Consider the following 16,772-nt stretch of genomic DNA (forward strand, 5'->3'; position numbering starts at 1 on the left):
GGTGGTGCAGGTGTGTGGGACGGATCAGGGTCATCGCGGCTCGGGCGATGGTGCGCATCCTGGGGGTGTCGATCTCCCCGGTGGTGTAGGCGGTCCAGGTGGTGGGCAGGCTGGTCAGGGTGGTGCGGGCAGCGGTGAGGATCCCAGAGGTCACCGCTTCGGTGGCGCCCAGGATCAGGGCGGCATCGCGCAGGGCGGCATCGCGGGCGGCGCGGCGTTCATGAAAGGCCAGTCCGGTGGCTAGGGCTTCACGCTCGCGCCGGTCCTGATAGGTCAGCAGTGTGGTGACTAGTTTTGCTTCGGCTCTCCGGGAGGCGAGCAGCAGGTCGAATCCGGTGGTGAGTTCGGGTTCGGCGTCCAGGTGCGCGATCCGTGCAGGCAAGCCGCCAGCGACGTCGTCGTCGCCGGCTCTTTTTCCTCTGCTGTTCCGGTGCTGGTGCTCCATGTCCTCCACGCTATCCACCCCCTATGACACGCCTCGGAAGCGGGCCGTCGTCTTCCGTGATTCTCACGCTATGCGGCACCTCTGACGCGTACCTTTCTGCCCACGCGCGGTGACACCGCGCAGCCGGCCCCTGTGCCGCCGAGGCGCCGCCTCGCCGTCGGCAGACCTTGTGTCACGTCGCGCCCGAGCGAGATGGTCGTGCTGACGGGGATCATCATCCACGGCAGGAGGGCCGACATGTCATCCACCGCAGCAGTCACGGACACCGCCTCGGGCGAGCCTCAGAACCTCACGCAGAAGCTGATCCGATCGCATCTGCTCGAGGGTGAGCCGCGGCCGGGGGAGGAGATCGCCCTGGCCATCGACCAGACCCTGACTCAGGACGCCACCGGAACGATGGTGATGCTGGAGCTGGAGGCGATGGGTCTGGATCGAGTACGCACCGAGCTCTCTGCCCAATATGTGGACCACAACCTGCTTCAGACCGATGAGAAGAACCCGGAGGACCATCTGTTCCTGCAGTCCGGGGCCCGTCGCTTCGGCCTGTGGTTCTCCCGCGCAGGCAACGGGGTCTCCCACCCGGTCCACCAGGCGCACTTCGGTCGGCCCGGCGCAACCATGGTCGGATCCGACTCCCACACCTGCGCGGCTGGGGCGTTGGGGATGCTCGCCGTCGGCGTCGGTGGACTCGAGGTGGCCATGGCGATGGCGGGCGAGCCGCTGTACGTGACCATGCCCGAGGTCTGGGGCGTGGAGCTCACGGGCGACCTGCCGCCTTGGACCTCGGCCAAGGACGTCGTCCTGGAGATGCTCCGGCACCACGGTGTCACCGGCGGGTCCCGCCGTGTCATCGAGTATCACGGCGACGGCGTCCGGACGCTCAGCGCGATGGACCGTCACGTGATCGCCAATATGGGTGCCGAGCTGGGCGCGACCACCAGCGTCTTCCCCGCTGACGACGAGGTGCGCCGTTTCCTGGCAGAACGCGGCCGCGAGGACCAGTTCGTCCAGTGGGAGGCGGACGAGCAGGCGGACTACGACGTCACCGAGCACATCGACCTCTCCGCCCTGGAGCCGCTGATCGCCGCGCCGTCCTCGCCGGGGAATGTGACTCCGGTGCATGAGGTCGCCGGTGAGGAGGTCGACCAGGTCGTCGCGGGCTCCTCGGCGAACCCCGGGCTCCGTGACTTCGCCGTGGTCGCTGAGATCCTGCGCGGCCGGCAGATCGACCCGCGGGTCTCGCTGGACATCAATCCCTCATCCCGGGAGATCTATGCCGACATGGCCCGTGGCGGCTGGCTGTTGGACCTCATCTCCGCAGGCGGTCGCATCCACCAGTCCGGCTGCATGGGCTGCATCGGCATGGGGCAGGCGCCGGCAGTGGGTCGCAACAGCCTGCGCACCATGCCCCGGAACTTCCCCGGGCGCTCCGGCACGGATGAGGACTCCGTGTGGCTGTGCTCGCCGGAGACCGCGGCGGCCTCGGCGCTGACCGGGCGCATCACCGACCCTCGGACTTTGGAGGACGAACCGGGCCTGAGCTGCCCGGTGCCCCGGATGCCGGAGGCTCCCACCGTCGACCGGCAGATGCTGGTGGCGCCCCTGCCCGCGGAGGAGGCTCGCGACGTCGAGCTGGTCAAGGGCAGCAACATCAGCGCGCTGCCCGAGTTCGACCCGCTGCCCGAAGATCTGGACGTGCCGGTGCTGCTGAAGGTCGGCGACGACGTCTCCACGGACGAGATCATGCCCGCCGGATCCCGCGTGCTGCCGTACCGCAGCAACATCCCCAAGATCAGCGAGTTCGTCTACATCCAGGTCGACCCCACCTACCCGGATCGGGCAGTGGCGGCCGACGGCGGCCACGCGATCCTCGGCGGAGTGAACTACGGGCAGGGCTCCTCCCGCGAGCATGCAGTGATCGCCCCGCGTCACCTGGGTCTGCGCGTGGTGATGGCCCGGTCCTTCGCGCGCATCCACTGGCAGAACCTGGCCAACTTCGGGGTGCTGGCGCTGGAGTGCGACGAGGACGTCTACGCCACCATGGCCCAGGGTGACAGGCTGCGGCTGCGGGGACTGCACGAGGCGCTGCGGGCCGGATCCGAGGTGCCGGCCGCCATCGTCGGCGGCGACGGGGACAGTGAGGGCGAGCGGCAGATCACGTTGCGTCACCGGCTCTCGCCCCGGCAGGTGGAGATGGTCCTGGTCGGCGGCCGGATCGCCCAGCGTGCGGCCGCTGAGGCCTGAGCGCCGGCTCAGCCGCTGGGGCTCAGTGCCCGGCGCCGAGCTTTCCTGCCATGCGCTGATGCATGGCTGCGCTGGCGCCGTCGAGCCCGGCGATCTCCACGTGCTTGCCGTACTTGGCATACTTCTCGCAGATCGCGTCGAGCGCCGCCACCGTGGAGGCGTCCCAGACCTCTGAGCTGAAGAGGTCGATGACCACATGGTCCGGGTCGTCCCGGTAGTGGAACTGGGTGTACAGGTCGTTGGACGAGGCGAAGAACAGCTGGCCCTTGACCTGATACTTGGCGACCTCCTCGCCGAAGTGCTCGTCCACGTGACGGGTCACCGTGGCCAGGTGGGCCACCCGGCGTGCGAAGAGGATCATCGCGGTCACCACGCCCAGGATGACGCCGATGGCCAGGTTGTGCGTCCACACGGTGGCGATCACGGTCACCAGCATGACCGCGGTCTCGCTCTTGGGCATCATGCGCAGGGTGGAGAGCCGGACGCTGTGCCAGTCGAAGGTCGCGACCGAGACGAAGATCATCACCGCCACGAGGGCACCCATCGGGATCAGCGCGACGATGTCGCCCAGGGCGACAGCGAGGATCAGGACGAACACACCGGCGCAGAAGGTGGAGATGCGGGTCCGGGCTCCGGAGGCCTTCACATTGATCATGGTCTGGCCCACCATCGCGCAGCCGCCCATGCCGCCGAAGAAGCCGGTGATGATGTTCGCCGCGCCCTGCCCCCAGGACTCGCGGACCTTCTCCGAGCGGGTGTCGGTGACGTCATCGACCAGCTTGGCTGTCATCAGGGATTCGAGCAGTCCCACCACGGCCATGCCGAGGGAGAACGGAGCGATGATCTGGAACGTCTCGAGGGTCAGCGGGACGTCAGGGATGAACAGCGAAGGCAGGGAGTCCGGGAGGTCGCCCTTGTCCCCCACGGTCGGCACGTTGAAGGCGAAAGCCACCGAGATGACGGTCAGCAGAATGATGGAGACCAGCGGAGCGGGCACGATCGTGGTGATCCGCGGCAGCAGGTAGATCACGATGAGCCCGACGGCCACCATCGGGTAGACCAGCCAGGGGACTCCGATGAGCTCGGGGAGCTGGGAGGTGAAGATCAGGATGGCCAGCGCATTGACGAAGCCGACCATGACGGAGCGCGGGATGAACCGCATGACCTTGGCGACGCCGAGGACGCCCAGCAGGACCTGGAAGATCCCGGCCAGGATCACGGCGGCGATGAAGTAGTCGATCCCATGGCTCTCGACCAGGGGTGCGATGACCAGTGCGGTGGCGGCTGTCGCGGCAGAGATCATGGCCGGCCGTCCGCCGAGGAAGGCGATGGCGACGGCCATGGTGAAGGAGGCGAACAGCCCGTATCGCGGGTCCACTCCGGCGATGAGGGAGAAGGCGATGGCTTCTGGGATCAGGGCCAGTGCCACGACGAGGCCTGCGAGGAGCTCGACCTTCAGCAGTCGGGGAGACTTCAGGGTCCGCAGGACTGACTGTCGGTCCTCCGGATGGGCGATGGACTCCTCCGGATGCGCGACGGCGGGTGAGGGTGCGGGGGCCATGGGGCTCCGTTCTGGGGTCGGGACACCGGTGTGTGCCACGTGCAGGGCACAGATGTGTCCGGCTCTTCAAGGGACGGCGGGGCGCGACACTGCGCCAGGTGTGATGGGCGAGGAGCGGCGGGCGGGGCACACCCGGCTCACGCGAGACAACACTACCCTTACGTAAGGGAAGAGTCAGAATGATGTGAGAAGAGTCTCAGGTGCTGAGATGGGACTCCAGGTCTGCGAGCATCGCGTCAGCTTCTGCCAGGCTGCGCGCCAGGCGGGCACGTTCAGTCCGCAGGCGCTCCAGGGTCTCCGCGGCCTCCTGGCGTCGGCCCGCGTCCATGCCCCGCTCCCAGAGGGAGAGCACCTCGCCGATCTCGTCCAGGCTGAATCCCAGGGGTTTGAGCCTCCGGATGCGCAGCAGCCGCTGCAGGTCCTGTTCGGAGAAGAGGCGGTACCCCGCCTCGGTGCGGCCGCTGGCCGGCAGCAGCCCGATGTCGCCATAGTGGCGTATGGAGCGCAGTGACAGCCCCGTCCGCTCGGCAAGTTCGCCGATGTGCATGGTTCTGTCGCCCTGCTGGTCCACCGTCGGCCTCCTGACGTGATGCCGGGCGCGTCCGGCATGTCGGGGTGAACTCTCACGTTGCGGTAGGTTCTCACGATAGATCCTACCTCCCCGGGCGTCCAGCGCCGCGCGGACCTGGGAGGATGGCAGCAGCAGGCAGCGCCTCACAGACCTCTCAGGAAGGAGCGGGACATGTCGGTGACCGATCGCCCGGACGATTCACCAGGCGGACAGGCCGCACGGCGTCGGACCTTCGCCATCATCAGTCACCCGGACGCCGGAAAGTCCACGCTCACCGAGTCTCTGGCCCTGAACGCCCAGGCGATCGACGAGGCCGGGCACATCCACGGCAAGGCGGGACGGTCCGCCACGGTCTCGGACTGGATGGGCATGGAGAAGGAGCGTGGAATCTCCATCTCCTCGGCCTCCATGCAGCTCCAGCACCGTGACGTCGTGCTGAACCTCCTCGACACCCCCGGCCACGCGGACTTCTCGGAGGACACCTACCGTGTGTTGGCGGCCGTCGACGCCGCCGTCATGCTCATCGACGCGGCCAAAGGGCTGGAGCCGCAGACCATGAAGCTGTTCAGGGTCTGCCGGCACCGGAACATCCCGATCATCACGGTCATCAACAAATGGGACCGCCCCGGCAAAGAGGCGCTCGAGCTGATCGACGAGATCCGTGAGGAGACAGGACTGACACCCACTCCGGTCACCTGGCCGGTAGGCATCGCCGGGGACTTCCGCGGCTACGTGGAACGCGGCACCGGAGATCTCACGCTGATCCGCGCGACGCCGGGCGGCCGTCAGGCCGCGGAGGAGGAGCACCTGGACGCCGACCAGGTCGATCGGGTGGCGCAGGAGCTCCCCGAGCTCGCCGAGGCACTTGAGGAGTCCGAGCTGCTCGAGGCCTCGGGGGCAGACCATGACCAGGACACGTTCCTGGCCGGGATCTCCACACCGGTGTTCTTCGCCGCGGCGGTCCGCCATCTGGGAGTGCCCCGTCTGCTGGACGCCCTGACCGAGCTCGCCCCGCCGCCGGAGCCACGCCCCGACGTCGACGGCGCCCCGCGGCAGCTGGACGCGCCCTTCAGCGCCTTCACCTTCAAGATCCAGTCCGGAATGGACGCGGCCCACCGCGACCGGCTGGCCTTCGTGCGAGTCTGCTCCGGGGTCTTCCACCGGGGGATGACGGTGACCTCGGCGCGCACCGGACGGCCCTTCTCCATGAAGTACGCCCACCTGGCCTTCGGGCGCACCCGAGATGTCGTCGACGTCGCCTACCCGGGTGACGTGGTCGGCATCGTCAACGCCTCGGCCCTGCGGATCGGGGACACGCTCTTCGAGGCCGAACCCGTGGTGTACCCCCCGTTGCCGCGCTTCGCACCTGAGCACTTCGCCGTGGCACGGCCGGCCGACATGGGAAGGATGAAGCAGTTTCGGCGCGGCGTCGACCAGCTGGAGGCCGAGGGCGTGATCCAGGTGCTGCGTTCCGAGCGACGCGGCACCCATGTGCCCGTCCTGGCCGCGGTGGGCCCCATGCAGTTCGAGGTCGTCGAGCACCGGCTGCGTGAGGAGTTCCGCTCACCGTCGAAGCTCGAGCCTCTCGGGCACTCGCTGGCCCGCGCCACCGACACCGACTCGGCCGAGGAGCTGGCGGCGATGGCCGGGGTCGAGGTGCTGGAGCGCAGCGACGGTCAGCTGCTGGCGCTGTTCCGCGACCGCTGGCACCTGCTCGGCATCGAGCGCACCCGGAAGCATCTCACCCTCGAAGCCCTGGTGGCGGCGTGACTCACGAGCACGATCCGGCCGTCCGCAGGTCGCCCGGGCGCCCCTGGGCGATCGTCACCGCCGGCTCAGTGGCCACCGTGATGAGCGCCCCCGGTCAGACTGCGGCCATCGCGGTCTTCACCGACCCGCTCATCGACGAGCTGGACATCACCCGCAACGCACTCTCCACCAGCTATATGGTGGCCACGTTGCTGGGAGCGTGCGCCCTGCCGTTCATCGGCCGCGCCCTGGACCGGTACGGCATCGGACGGGTGATGGTCGCGATCGGGCTGGTGTTCGGGGCGGTGCTGGTGGCGCTGAGCCTGGTCACCGAGATCATCGGGCTCACACTGGGCTTCATCGGTGTCCGGATGGTCGGGCAGGGGGCTCTCGGACTGGCGGCCTCCACCGCGGTCGCGGTGCACATCACGCGGCGCCGCGGCCTGGCGATCGGCATCAAGACGGCGGTGGGGTCGGCCGGGATCGCCATGGCCCCGGTGCTGCTGGAGTGGATGATCCGCCACCTGGGCATGTCCACCGTCTGGCTGATCGAGGGCCTGCTGGTCTGGGCCGTGGTGATCCCTGTGGCGTTGTACTTCCGGCGGCTGCCGCGCCCGCTGGCCGAGCCGGAGCGCAGCCCGAGCTCCGGATCGATCTCCGCCGCGGCGCCGCAGCTGCACTGGACGGCGTCCCAGGCCGTCCGCGCTCCGATGTTCTGGATCATCACGGCGGGGGTCGCAGCCTCCGGGATGCTGGGAACCGGCTTGCAGTTCCATCAGATCGCGGCCCTCGGTGAGCGCGGGCTCAGCCCCACCGAGGCCGCCGCGAACTTCGTGCCGCAGGCGGTCGCGATGCTGGTGGTCACCATCGGTGTCGGAGGTCTGGCCGATCGGCTGGCGCCGAAGGTCGCCGTCGCCGCCTCCATGCTGCTGCTCGCGGGCTCGATGGCCTTTCTGACGCTGGTGACGGACCCCTGGACCGGGGTCATCTACGGGGCTCTCCTCGGGGCTTCCGGCGGAGCCGTACGCACAGTGGAGGCTGCCTCCTTCGCCAAGTACTTCGGCACGCTCCATCTGGGAGCGATCCGCGGGATCGTGACCACTGTGGCGGTGGGATCCACGGCTTTCGGCCCGGTGATGCTGTCGCTGGGGCTGGACCTGGTCGGCTCCTATGCGCTCACGGCGGCGATCCTCGCGGCCATTCCGGTGGTGGTGGGCGTGGCGGCGCTGTTCGCTCCGGAGCCGGATCGACAGGGTCAGCCCACCGGCTGAGCCCTCAGCGCCCCGAGCATGGGGCGCAGCTTGGCCCAGGTCTCGGCGAGCTCCGACTCCGGCTCGGAGCCGGCCACGATTCCGCAGCCGGCATAGAGCCGCATGTGGCGTCGGTCCGCGGAGAGGATGCCGCCGCGCAGCGCGACGCCGAAGTCTGCGTTGCCCTGGCCGTCCACCCAGCCCACCGGCCCGGTGAAGGGTCCGCGGTCCAGGTCTTCCAGGCGAGCGATGAACTCGGCCGCCGTCGCCGTCGGTGTTCCGCAGATCGCGGCCGTCGGATGGGCCCGCTCGGCCACCAGCAGTGCAGGTGGGACCCGTGGCGCCACCGGCTCTGCCCCGACCCGGCCGCTGTCGGTGCAGTCCTTCACCAGCCTGCCGGTGACATCGGTGGAGAGGTGGTACACATTGGGCAGCCTCAGCACGGTCGGCGGGTTCTGCGCGCTGATGACCTCCACCACGGGCGCCAGCTGCGTCAGCAGGGACTGCACCGCGATCTCATGCTCCGTGCGTTGCTTCGGGTCCTCCATCAGCAGGACGCCGGCCTCATCATTCGGCAGGGAGCCGTCCACGGTGCCCGCGAGCACGCGGGCGGCCATCCGCTCGCCACGCACTGTGACCAGCATCTCAGGGGTGGCGCCCAGCACCTCGCCCGCCCGGTAGATCCAGCAGTCGGAGTACTCACGGGTCAGCGCGGCCAGCACCGAGCCCGCGGAGAACGGTGTGTCGGCGGTGACGACGACGTCGCGGCCCAGCACGAGCTTCTCCAGCCGGCGCTCCGCGATGGCCTGCACTCCGGCCTCCACCGCCTGCAGATAGTGCGAGACCGGGTGTGTGCCCTTCTGCAGGGCGGTCTCGGGGGCAGTCTCGGGGGCGGTGTCGGCGGCATCCTTGGCCGGAGCGAGGACGCCGTCCTCGATGCCGAGCCCATGGCGGTCCAGCACGGTCTCGACGGTGAGATCGCCCTCGGACTGTTCGCCGATGACGGTCACCCAGGTCCGGCCGGCCACTGAGCCGAGTACCAGTTCCGGGAGGACCAGCACCGAGTCTGCGGCAGAGTCGGAGGAGTAGGTGACCGAGGTGAACGCGGTGGGGCCGCAGCCGGGCACATCGCGCAGCTGCTCCGGACGCGGATCCTCGGTGATGCTCTCGAGTCGCCGTTCCCACCAGTGGGCGAGCTCGGCGAAGCGCTCGGAGCCGTGGGCGGCAGCGCGGTCCGCCACGCCCAGACCGATGATCCCTTCGCCATGGCGGACCCACGTGCCGCTGGGCTGGAGCCGGGGCAACAGGTCGGTCAGGGCGACGTCATCGGGGAGGGCGACCGTCACCGAGACGGCGCGCAGAAACTGGGCATGCATGGCGCTGGCCAGTCTATCGCCGAACCTGTCGCTGCCCGCCGTGCGCACCTCCGCTCGCGATCTGGGACAATGCTGGGGTGACTCAGGAGCAGCACGCCCAGGGCAACCGGGCTGATCTGGACAAGAAACCGGCCGACGTCGCCTCGATGTTCGACGAGGTCGCAGCCCGCTATGACCTCACCAACGATGTCCTGTCCTTCGGGCAGACGCGGCTGTGGCGCCGTCGGCTGGTCGAGGCGCTGGACGTGAGACCGGGGGAGCGGGTCCTAGACCTGGCTGCTGGGACGGGCACCTCCACCGAGCCGTTCGTCGCCGCCGGCGCCGAGGCGATCGCCTGCGACTTCTCCCTCGGAATGCTCCAAGTGGGCAAACGTCGCCGCCCGGACATGACGTTCGTCGCAGGCGACGCCATGGACCTGCCGTTCGCGGACGACACCTTCGACGCCGTCACCATTTCCTTCGGGCTGCGCAACGTCGCCGAGCCGCTCGCCGGGCTGGCCGAGATGCTGCGGGTGACCCGCACCGGCGGCCGACTGGCCGTCATGGAGTTCTCCGATCCGACGTTCCGCCCGTTCAACCGGGTCTACAACGAGTACCTGATGCGCGCCCTGCCGTCGGTGGCCCGCGCGGTGTCCTCCAACCCGGAGGCCTATGTGTACCTGGCCGAGTCCATCCGTGCCTGGCCGGATCAGGAAGAGCTGGCTGCGCAGATCACCGGGGTCGGATACTCGGATGTGAAGTACCGCAACCTCTCCGGCGGCATCGTGGCGATCCACCACGCCCGCAAGCTCGGTAGGCTGGACTCCGATGACTGAATCAGCAGCCGAGCCCCTGCCGTTGAGACTGCCGGCAGGGTTTGATGCCCTCGCCGACGACGAGCCCCTCGCCGCCGAGGTCTTCCGTGCCCTCGGAGAGGTGGAGGAGCGCCTGCTGCAGGCATTGTCCAGCTCAGACGGACTGGCCAACACCTCCGCCCGCTACCTGGCCGAGGCCGGTGGCAAGCGCATCCGTCCCCTGCTGACCATCCTCACCTCGCTGCTGGGCGACGGCCCGGACGTGCGCGTCCGCGAGGCCGCGGTCGTCATGGAGATGACGCATCTGGCCACGCTCTACCACGACGACGTGATGGACTCCGCCCCGGTGCGTCGTGGTGCCCCGGCCGCCCACGAGGTGTGGGGCAACTCGGTGGCCATCCTCACCGGAGACCTCATCCTGGCCCGCGCCTCCCAGCTGATGACCGCGATGGGCGACGAGGGAACCCGGGTGCAGGCCAGGACCTTCGAGCGCCTCGTCATGGGGCAGCTGCACGAGACGGTCGGTCCGCGCGAAGGCGATGACCCCCAGAAGCACTACCTCTCGGTCGTCGCCGACAAGACCGGCTCCCTGGTGGCCGCGGCGTCCCGGCTCGGCGCCACCTTCGGAGGTTGTGCGCCCGAGGTCGCGGACATGCTCAGCTCCTACGGGGAGGCCGTGGGAGTGGCCTTCCAGCTGGCCGACGACGTCATCGATCTCACCTCCGACGGCGAGACCTCCGGCAAGACGCCGGGCACGGACCTCCGGGAGGGGATCCCCACCCTACCGGTGCTGCTGCTCCGCGAGCGGGCCGCGGCCGGTGAGCAGGAGGCATCCGAGACGCTGCGCCTGGTCGACGGGGACCTCGGCGAGGACGAGGCCCTTGCTGAGGCCGTGGCCGCCGTCGTCGCTCATCCGGTGACCCAGGAAGCCTGGGATGTCGCTCATGCCTGGTCCGCGCAGGCCAAGGAGTCCCTGGCCGGGCTTCCGGACTCCACGGTGAAGACGGCGCTGCTCTCCTTCGCCGACGCCGTCGTCGACCGCGAGAGCTGATCAGCTGCGCTTCGCGGCCAGGACCTCGGACAGCGCTGCGGCGAGCTGCCGCGCCTTCGTGGCGCGGGTCTGGACCGCCACGGGATGGCGCACCTGCCGGTAGAGCATGTCATCGCTGTAGCGGGGAAACACGTGCAGGTGATAGTGCCAGACGTGTTGGTTGCCGGCAGGTTCGTTGTGCTGGCGCACTGAGGTGCCCTCGGGCTTCCAGGCCAGCTTCATCGCCAGCGCCACGTCCCGGGACATGACCCCGATGCGGGCCAGCAGGTGGTCGTCGAGGTCATAGAGCGCCTCCCGATGGGCGATCGGGCTGATCATCGCGTGCCCCTCATGGGGGCCGAAGCCGTCGCAGGCCATGAACACCATGAGCTCCTCGTCCTGGAAGACCAGGTCGGTGAGCTCACACCGGTTATAGGGGTCGCTGACGTCACCGTGGGCCAGGTCGCAGAATGGACAGGGATAGCCTTCCGGGGCGTGGGAGGTCCACAGCGGCATCAGTCCTCCTCGAAGGAGAACTCGAGCAGGTCGAGGATGAATTCGCTGACGGTGGCGTCCTCGTCGTTCCAGTGGTGCTGGGCGTTGCTGCGACGGCGGATCAGCGGATCCGGGACGTCCAGGATGTCCAGGGGGATGCCCCATACCCAGCGCTCGTCCTCGTCCTCCAGGAACAGCAGGTGCCCGTCCTCGACTTCCAGCTCGTCAGGGTCGAAGAAGAAGTGGTAGGCCTCCATGAGCTCCTCGCAGCGGCCCAGGGCACGGTAGAACTCCTCGAGCACCAGAGGCAGCTCGACTCCCTCAGGGAGCTCCGCCTCGCGCAGTGCCGCCGCGAGATCCGCGGCGGAGTAGCCCTCCTCCGGGGTCCACTTCTCATCCAGGTACTTCGGGACCAGGTCCTTGAACTTCTCCACCAGCATCTCCGCCATGGGCGCCAGTCTACTGGGAGGTCAGCGCCTCCAGAGCCTCGGCCACCCGGTGCCGGGCGTTCGGGTCCAGGCCCTGCACGGGACGGGGCAGACAGTCCGCTGGGGCGAGCCCGAGATGCTCGGCCGCCGCCGCGGCGACCCGCAGGCTGCCATGCTCGGCGAACAGCGGCCACAGCGGTGCCAGGTGCGCATCATCGCCGGTGCGCACCAGGCGGGCCGCCGCCTCGGGCAGCACCCCGCCGATCACTGAGAACCAGGCCTGGCAGCCGGCACGCAGGCCGCGCGCGGCCGAGGGGTCCCCGGAGATGCCGACGGTGACGTGCTGCGGAACGGCCGCGCGCACGGCGTCGACGACGTCCTGAGCCTCGACGGGATCAGCGGGGAGCGGCGGAATCTTGACCGAGGCAATGCCGTCCAGCGCGGCGATCCGGCCGTAGAGCGCCGGCGTGAACCGGAAGCCTGTGGTCGTGGGGTTGTCGTAGAGCACCACCGGCAGCTCTGTGTGCGCACAGACGGTGCGGAAGAGCTCGAACACCTCGTCGGCGGAGAGCGGCTGATAGGTGATCGGAGCCAGCAGCACCCCGGCCGCCCCGGCCTCCTCGGCGTCACGGACGTGGTCCAGCACCGCGGAGGTGCGCAGCGCGCCCACCCCGGCCAGCACGGGGGTGCCCGCAGCGTGGGCGACGGCGAGCTCCACCACCCGGCGCCGTTCTGCCCGATCCAGGTAGGCATAGGACCCGGTGGAGCCCAGCATGGTCACGGAGTCCGCCCCGGCCTCGGCGGCGCGGGCGACCAGGTGCGCCACGGCCTCCTCGTCGAGGTGCTCGGCGGCACTTGGGTGGGTGCCGGAGCGACGCATCGGGGTCAGCGGGAAGGCGGAGAGGCCGGTCAGCGGGTGGGACGGCATGGCTCAGCCTCCCGGGAGCAGTCGGCGGGCCGAGGAGTCGGCGCCCAGGTGCTGACACAGTGCGTCCGCGGCAGCGTGTAAGGCGTCATCGTCCAGCGGCTCGAGGGCGTCCAGGATGAACAGGGCGGCCGAGGTCGACGTCGTCAGCGCGGTTCGCCGACACTGCCTCCAGTTCCATCGGCGGCACGTGACTCCGACGTCGTCGCGCCACACCACTTCTCCCGGTGCCGGGTGGTCGATCACCGGTTCCCCGGCGGAAGCGGTCTCGAAGGACTCTTCGCCGGTGGCGCGCACCAGCATGGGCGGGCCCTGGTAGCGGTGCAGGTCCTCTCCGCCGAGCGGTACGCGGTGCAGCACGGAGACGGCGTTGTAGACATCGGTGAGTCGGTTGATCCGGGGGAGCCCGTCGCCGGCGGCCCGACGAAGCAGCGCCTCGAGGCTGCTGGCCGTCTTCTTGGGTTTCGCGCCGAAGGCGCGGTAGGTCTCTCGCCAGGCCGCCACGTGCGGCACCTGCGAGGCGGATCGGGAGGCGAGCTCCTCGCGGGCGGAGGACTCTGCCCGGCGCAGCAGCGCCTCGCTGGCCTCGTCGCCAGGACCGGCGTCCACGTCGTCGACGGTGAGCAGCAGTGCCCGGTAGTCGGGGCGCAGGGTGAAGACGTCTTCGGAGACGGCCGCGCCGGTCAACGGGTCCAGTGCGGTGTGGGGGTGATCCGTCATGGGGTTCCTTCCGAGCGGGGATCGTGGACGGGTTCGTGGACGGTGAGCGAGAAGTGCGCCGGCGCCTCACCGGTGCAGGCATAGGAATGGGGCGCATCGCCGGGGAAGGCCAGGGCGTCACCGGGACCGAGGTGGTGGGGCTCGCCGTCGACCTCGAGCACCATCTCTCCCTCCAGGAGGTGCAGCAGCTCCCGGGTGCCGCGCAGATGGGGTTCGCTGCGGTGCACCTCGCCAGGACGCAGCGTCCAGTCCCACAGCTCGACGACGTCGGGCCGGTCACCGGAGGCCACCAGCACTCCGCGGCCTCCGTGCTCGCCCTGCCAGAGGGTCGCACCTTCGCCAGCACGGGTGAGCTGCACCGGCCGCCGAGGCGGCTCCACCAGGGCAGGAAGTCCGGTGCCCAGTGCCTCGCTGAGCTTCAGCAGAGTGCCCAGGGTGGGGTTCGTCGAGCCCTGCTCGATGTTGACCACCATCCGGCGGCTGACAGCAGCCGCCTCGGCCAGCTGGTCCAAAGTCCAGCCGCGGTGCCGGCGTGCCGTCCGGATCCGTCGGCCCAGAGTCTGGTTCATGTCCACGAGGTGCACTTTACTGCACTGTCAGTGCATCCTGGTAGGCGGACCTCAGGGAGGATGTGAGTTCTCTCATGTTCGGCCGCATCCGGCCCCGTCGGGAACAGCCTGGGGTGAGTCGGCGTTGACCAATACGGCATACTGTTCTGTGGTATTCGCGCCGAAAGGAAGTCGTCCGTGACTGAGAACCCCCGCCAGCGGCCCCTCCGTGTGGCCATCATCGGCTCCGGTCCCGCCGGGGTGTACGCGGCGGACATCCTGTCGAAGTCGCAGAAGAAGAGCGACATCGAGTTCAGCATCGACCTCTTCGACCGGTATCCCGCCCCCTTCGGGCTCATCCGCTACGGTGTGGCCCCGGACCACCCACGCATCAAGGGCATCATCAAGGCCCTGCACAAGGTGATGGACCGCGGCGACATCCGCCTGCTGGGCAATGTCGACGTCGGCACCGACATCACTCTGGAAGATCTGCGCCGACACTACGACGCCGTCATCTTCGCCACCGGCGCGATCAGAGACGCCGACCTGGACATCCCCGGCATCGAACTTGAGGGCTCCTTCGGCGCCGCGGACTTCGTGTCCTGGTACGACGGCCACCCGGACCACCCCCGTGAGTGGCCGCTGGAGGCCGAGGCGGTCGCCGTGATCGGCAACGGGAACGTCGCCCTGGACGTCGCCCGCGTGCTCGCCAAGCACCCCGAGGACATGCTGGCCACCGAGATTCCGGAGAACGTGTACCAGGGCCTGCGGTCCTCCCCGGCATCGGACGTCCACATCTTCGGGCGTCGCGGCCCGGCACAGGTGAAGTTCACCCCGCTGGAACTGAGGGAGCTCTCGCACTGCCGGGACGTGGACATCGTCCTCGATGAGCAGGATTTCGAGTTCGACGCCGCGTCCGACGACGCCATCAAGTCGAACAACCAGGTCAAGACGATGGTCAACACCCTGGCGAACTGGCTCGTCGAGCAGGAAGAGCGCACCGAGCAGGCCACCCGCCGGATGCACATGCACTTCCTGCACCAGCCGGTCGAGATCCTCGAAGGGACCGGGGAACAGGCCGGGAAGGTCGTCGGCGTGCGCTTCGAACGCATGGAGCTCGACGGCACCGGCAACGTCCGCGGCACCGGCGAGCTGCTCGACTACGAGTGCCAGGCCGTCTACCGTGCCATCGGCTACTTCGGCTCCCCGGTGGACGGTGTGCCCTTCGACGAGCGCCGCGGCGTCATCGTCAATGAGGCCGGCCGTGTCATGGAGGCCGGGCAGCACATCCCCGGCACCTACGCCACCGGCTGGATCAAGCGCGGCCCTGTGGGGCTGATCGGTCACACCAAGGGCGACGCCCTGGAGACCGTCGGCTGCCTGCTGGAGGACGTCCACCATCTGCCGGCCGCTGAGGACCCGCGCGAGGACGCCGTCGTCGAGCTGCTGGAGTCCCGTGGCGTGCACTACACGACCTGGGAGGGTTGGATGCAGCTGGACGAGCACGAGCTCCGCCTGGGCCAGGAGGCCACCGCCACCGGACCGGTGGAGCGTGAACGCGTCAAGGTGGTCCCGCGTGACGAGATGGTCCGCATCTCCCGTGCCGTGCAGGCGAGGGTCTGATCAGGACGATCTGATCAGGAGGCGCTCATCAGCCCTGGGGCAGCTGCCCTCCGGCGAGCTGCTCCAGTCGGGCGATCCGCTCCTCCATCGGCGGGTGGGTGCTGAACATCCGCTTGGACCGCGGCCCGAAGGGGTTGGCGATCATCATGTGGGCGTGCGCGTCATGCTTGGGCTCCTCGCGCAGCGGCTGACGGGCGATGCCGCCGTCGAGCTTGCGCAGCGCCGAGGCCAGTGCCAGCGGGTCCCCACTGAGCTCGGCTCCGTCGGCATCGGCGTCGTACTCGCGGGTGCGGCTGATCGCCATCTGGATCAGGCTCGCGGCCATGGGCATCAGGATCATAGCGAGCAGGCCGCCCACCAGCATCAGCGGGTTGCCGCCGCCCTGGTTGCTGCTTCGGCCGCCGCCCATCATCCCGAAGAACATGAAGTACTGGCTGATGGTGGTCAGGAAGCCGGCCACGGCGGCCGCCACCGAGGAGACGAGGATGTCCCGGTTGTAGACGTGCATCAGCTCGTGGCCGGTCACTCCGCGGAGCTCACGGGGCGTGAGCAGGTTCAGGATCCCCTCGGTGAAGCAGACCACGCCGTTCTCCGGGTTGCGCCCGGTGGCGAAGGCGTTCGGGGTCGGGCTGGGGGCGATGAAGATCCGCGGCACCGGCTGCTGGGCCCGCTGGGCCAGCTCCTCGACCATCTGGTGCAGCTGCGGGGCCTGCTCCCGGCTGACCGGGTAGGCCTTCATGGCACGCAGGGCGATCTTGTCCGAGTTCCAATAGCTGATCCCCACGGAGACCAGCCCGATCCCGGCGAAGATGAACAGGAAGATCGGGCTGTTCGTGAAGTAGGTGACGATCGCGCCGACGAAGAGCAGCAGGGCGAAGAGGAAGGCCAGCAGGCCCGCCGTGCGGAGCCGTCCGTGGTGATGATGCATGCCCCCATCCTACTGAGAACCGGTGACGGACAGGTCGCGAGACGTCGCTGGAGCACTCCCGGACCGCCGGTGTGCGGCGGTTCAC

Annotated in this window: 16 protein-coding genes; 6 read left to right on the forward strand and 10 right to left on the reverse strand. The window is 69.2% G+C overall.

Translation table 11 applies throughout. The features are described 5' to 3' along the window. A partial coding sequence (locus ODE13_RS02640; protein ID WP_322477888.1) for a hypothetical protein occupies positions 1 to 445 on the reverse strand: 445 nt, incomplete at its 3' end. A gap of 237 nt (positions 446 to 682) precedes the next feature. On the opposite strand from ODE13_RS02640, the gene ODE13_RS02645 reads away from it, so the two are divergent. Continuing rightward, positions 683 to 2,689, forward strand: a complete 2,007-nt coding sequence (locus tag ODE13_RS02645) for an aconitate hydratase (RefSeq protein ID WP_322477889.1) — start codon at positions 683 to 685, stop codon at positions 2,687 to 2,689. A 22-nt stretch (positions 2,690 to 2,711) separates the two neighbouring features. On the opposite strand, the gene ODE13_RS02650 is transcribed toward ODE13_RS02645, so the two are convergent. Then, positions 2,712 to 4,250 carry a SulP family inorganic anion transporter gene (locus ODE13_RS02650; RefSeq protein WP_179540964.1) on the reverse strand — a complete coding sequence of 513 codons (1,539 nt, stop codon included), beginning with the start codon at positions 4,248 to 4,250 and terminating at the stop codon, positions 2,712 to 2,714. Between the two features lie 196 nt (positions 4,251 to 4,446). Then, complete coding sequence (locus ODE13_RS02655) at positions 4,447 to 4,821, reverse strand: MerR family transcriptional regulator (protein WP_322477890.1); 375 nt, start codon at positions 4,819 to 4,821, stop codon at positions 4,447 to 4,449. A gap of 171 nt (positions 4,822 to 4,992) precedes the next feature. On the opposite strand from ODE13_RS02655, the gene ODE13_RS02660 reads away from it, so the two are divergent. Together ODE13_RS02660 and ODE13_RS02665 are read left to right on the forward strand one after the other, a co-directional pair. Further along, positions 4,993 to 6,591 carry a peptide chain release factor 3 gene (locus tag ODE13_RS02660; RefSeq protein WP_179540963.1) on the forward strand — a complete coding sequence of 533 codons (1,599 nt, stop codon included), beginning with the start codon at positions 4,993 to 4,995 and terminating at the stop codon, positions 6,589 to 6,591. After that, entirely contained in the window at positions 6,588 to 7,841 is a 1,254-nt protein-coding gene (locus ODE13_RS02665) for an MFS transporter (RefSeq protein WP_322477891.1), read from the forward strand. The genes ODE13_RS02660 and ODE13_RS02665 overlap by 4 nt, the downstream gene beginning before the upstream one ends. On the opposite strand, the gene ODE13_RS02670 is transcribed toward ODE13_RS02665, so the two are convergent. Further along, complete coding sequence (locus tag ODE13_RS02670; RefSeq protein WP_322477892.1) at positions 7,826 to 9,196, reverse strand: isochorismate synthase; 1,371 nt, start codon at positions 9,194 to 9,196, stop codon at positions 7,826 to 7,828. The two genes, ODE13_RS02665 and ODE13_RS02670, sit on opposite strands and share 16 nt — an antisense overlap. A 146-nt stretch (positions 9,197 to 9,342) precedes the next feature. On the opposite strand from ODE13_RS02670, the gene ODE13_RS02675 reads away from it, so the two are divergent. Together ODE13_RS02675 and ODE13_RS02680 are read left to right on the forward strand one after the other, a co-directional pair. Continuing rightward, complete coding sequence (locus ODE13_RS02675) at positions 9,343 to 10,011, forward strand: demethylmenaquinone methyltransferase (protein WP_322478345.1); 669 nt, start codon at positions 9,343 to 9,345, stop codon at positions 10,009 to 10,011. Next, positions 10,004 to 11,041, forward strand: a complete 1,038-nt coding sequence (locus tag ODE13_RS02680) for a polyprenyl synthetase family protein (protein ID WP_322477893.1) — start codon at positions 10,004 to 10,006, stop codon at positions 11,039 to 11,041. Before ODE13_RS02675 ends, ODE13_RS02680 begins: the two co-directional genes overlap by 8 nt. Here ODE13_RS02680 and ODE13_RS02685 read toward each other — a convergent pair whose 3' ends face one another. Genes ODE13_RS02685 through ODE13_RS02705 form a run of 5 tightly spaced genes read right to left on the reverse strand, consistent with a single transcriptional unit; the run spans position 11,042 to position 14,157 of the window. After that, a complete protein-coding gene (locus tag ODE13_RS02685) occupies positions 11,042 to 11,536 on the reverse strand; it encodes an HIT family protein (protein ID WP_322477894.1) in 495 nt (164 codons plus the stop codon). Next, entirely contained in the window at positions 11,536 to 11,964 is a 429-nt protein-coding gene (locus ODE13_RS02690; RefSeq protein WP_179540959.1) for a hypothetical protein, read from the reverse strand. Before ODE13_RS02690 ends, ODE13_RS02685 begins: the two co-directional genes overlap by 1 nt. A 10-nt stretch (positions 11,965 to 11,974) precedes the next feature. Next, positions 11,975 to 12,871, reverse strand: coding sequence for a dihydrodipicolinate synthase family protein (locus ODE13_RS02695; protein WP_322477895.1), 897 nt, complete (start codon positions 12,869 to 12,871; stop codon positions 11,975 to 11,977). 3 nt (positions 12,872 to 12,874) lie between these two features. After that, on the reverse strand, positions 12,875 to 13,588 hold the full coding sequence (locus tag ODE13_RS02700; protein WP_322477896.1) for a B3/4 domain-containing protein: 714 nt from the start codon (positions 13,586 to 13,588) through the stop codon (positions 12,875 to 12,877). Then, complete coding sequence (locus ODE13_RS02705; RefSeq protein ID WP_322478346.1) at positions 13,585 to 14,157, reverse strand: XRE family transcriptional regulator; 573 nt, start codon at positions 14,155 to 14,157, stop codon at positions 13,585 to 13,587. The genes ODE13_RS02700 and ODE13_RS02705 overlap by 4 nt, the downstream gene beginning before the upstream one ends. A 177-nt stretch (positions 14,158 to 14,334) precedes the next feature. Between ODE13_RS02705 and ODE13_RS02710 the strand changes: the two genes are divergently transcribed. After that, a complete protein-coding gene (locus ODE13_RS02710) occupies positions 14,335 to 15,759 on the forward strand; it encodes an FAD-dependent oxidoreductase (RefSeq protein ID WP_322477897.1) in 1,425 nt (474 codons plus the stop codon). Between the two features lie 28 nt (positions 15,760 to 15,787). Here ODE13_RS02710 and ODE13_RS02715 read toward each other — a convergent pair whose 3' ends face one another. Further along, positions 15,788 to 16,687, reverse strand: a complete 900-nt coding sequence (locus ODE13_RS02715) for a M48 family metalloprotease (protein WP_179540954.1) — start codon at positions 16,685 to 16,687, stop codon at positions 15,788 to 15,790. Positions 16,688 to 16,772: the final 85 nt, after the last annotated feature.

Source organism: Nesterenkonia sp. HG001 (assembly GCF_034438835.1).
Lineage (GTDB): Bacteria > Actinomycetota > Actinomycetes > Actinomycetales > Micrococcaceae > Nesterenkonia > Nesterenkonia xinjiangensis.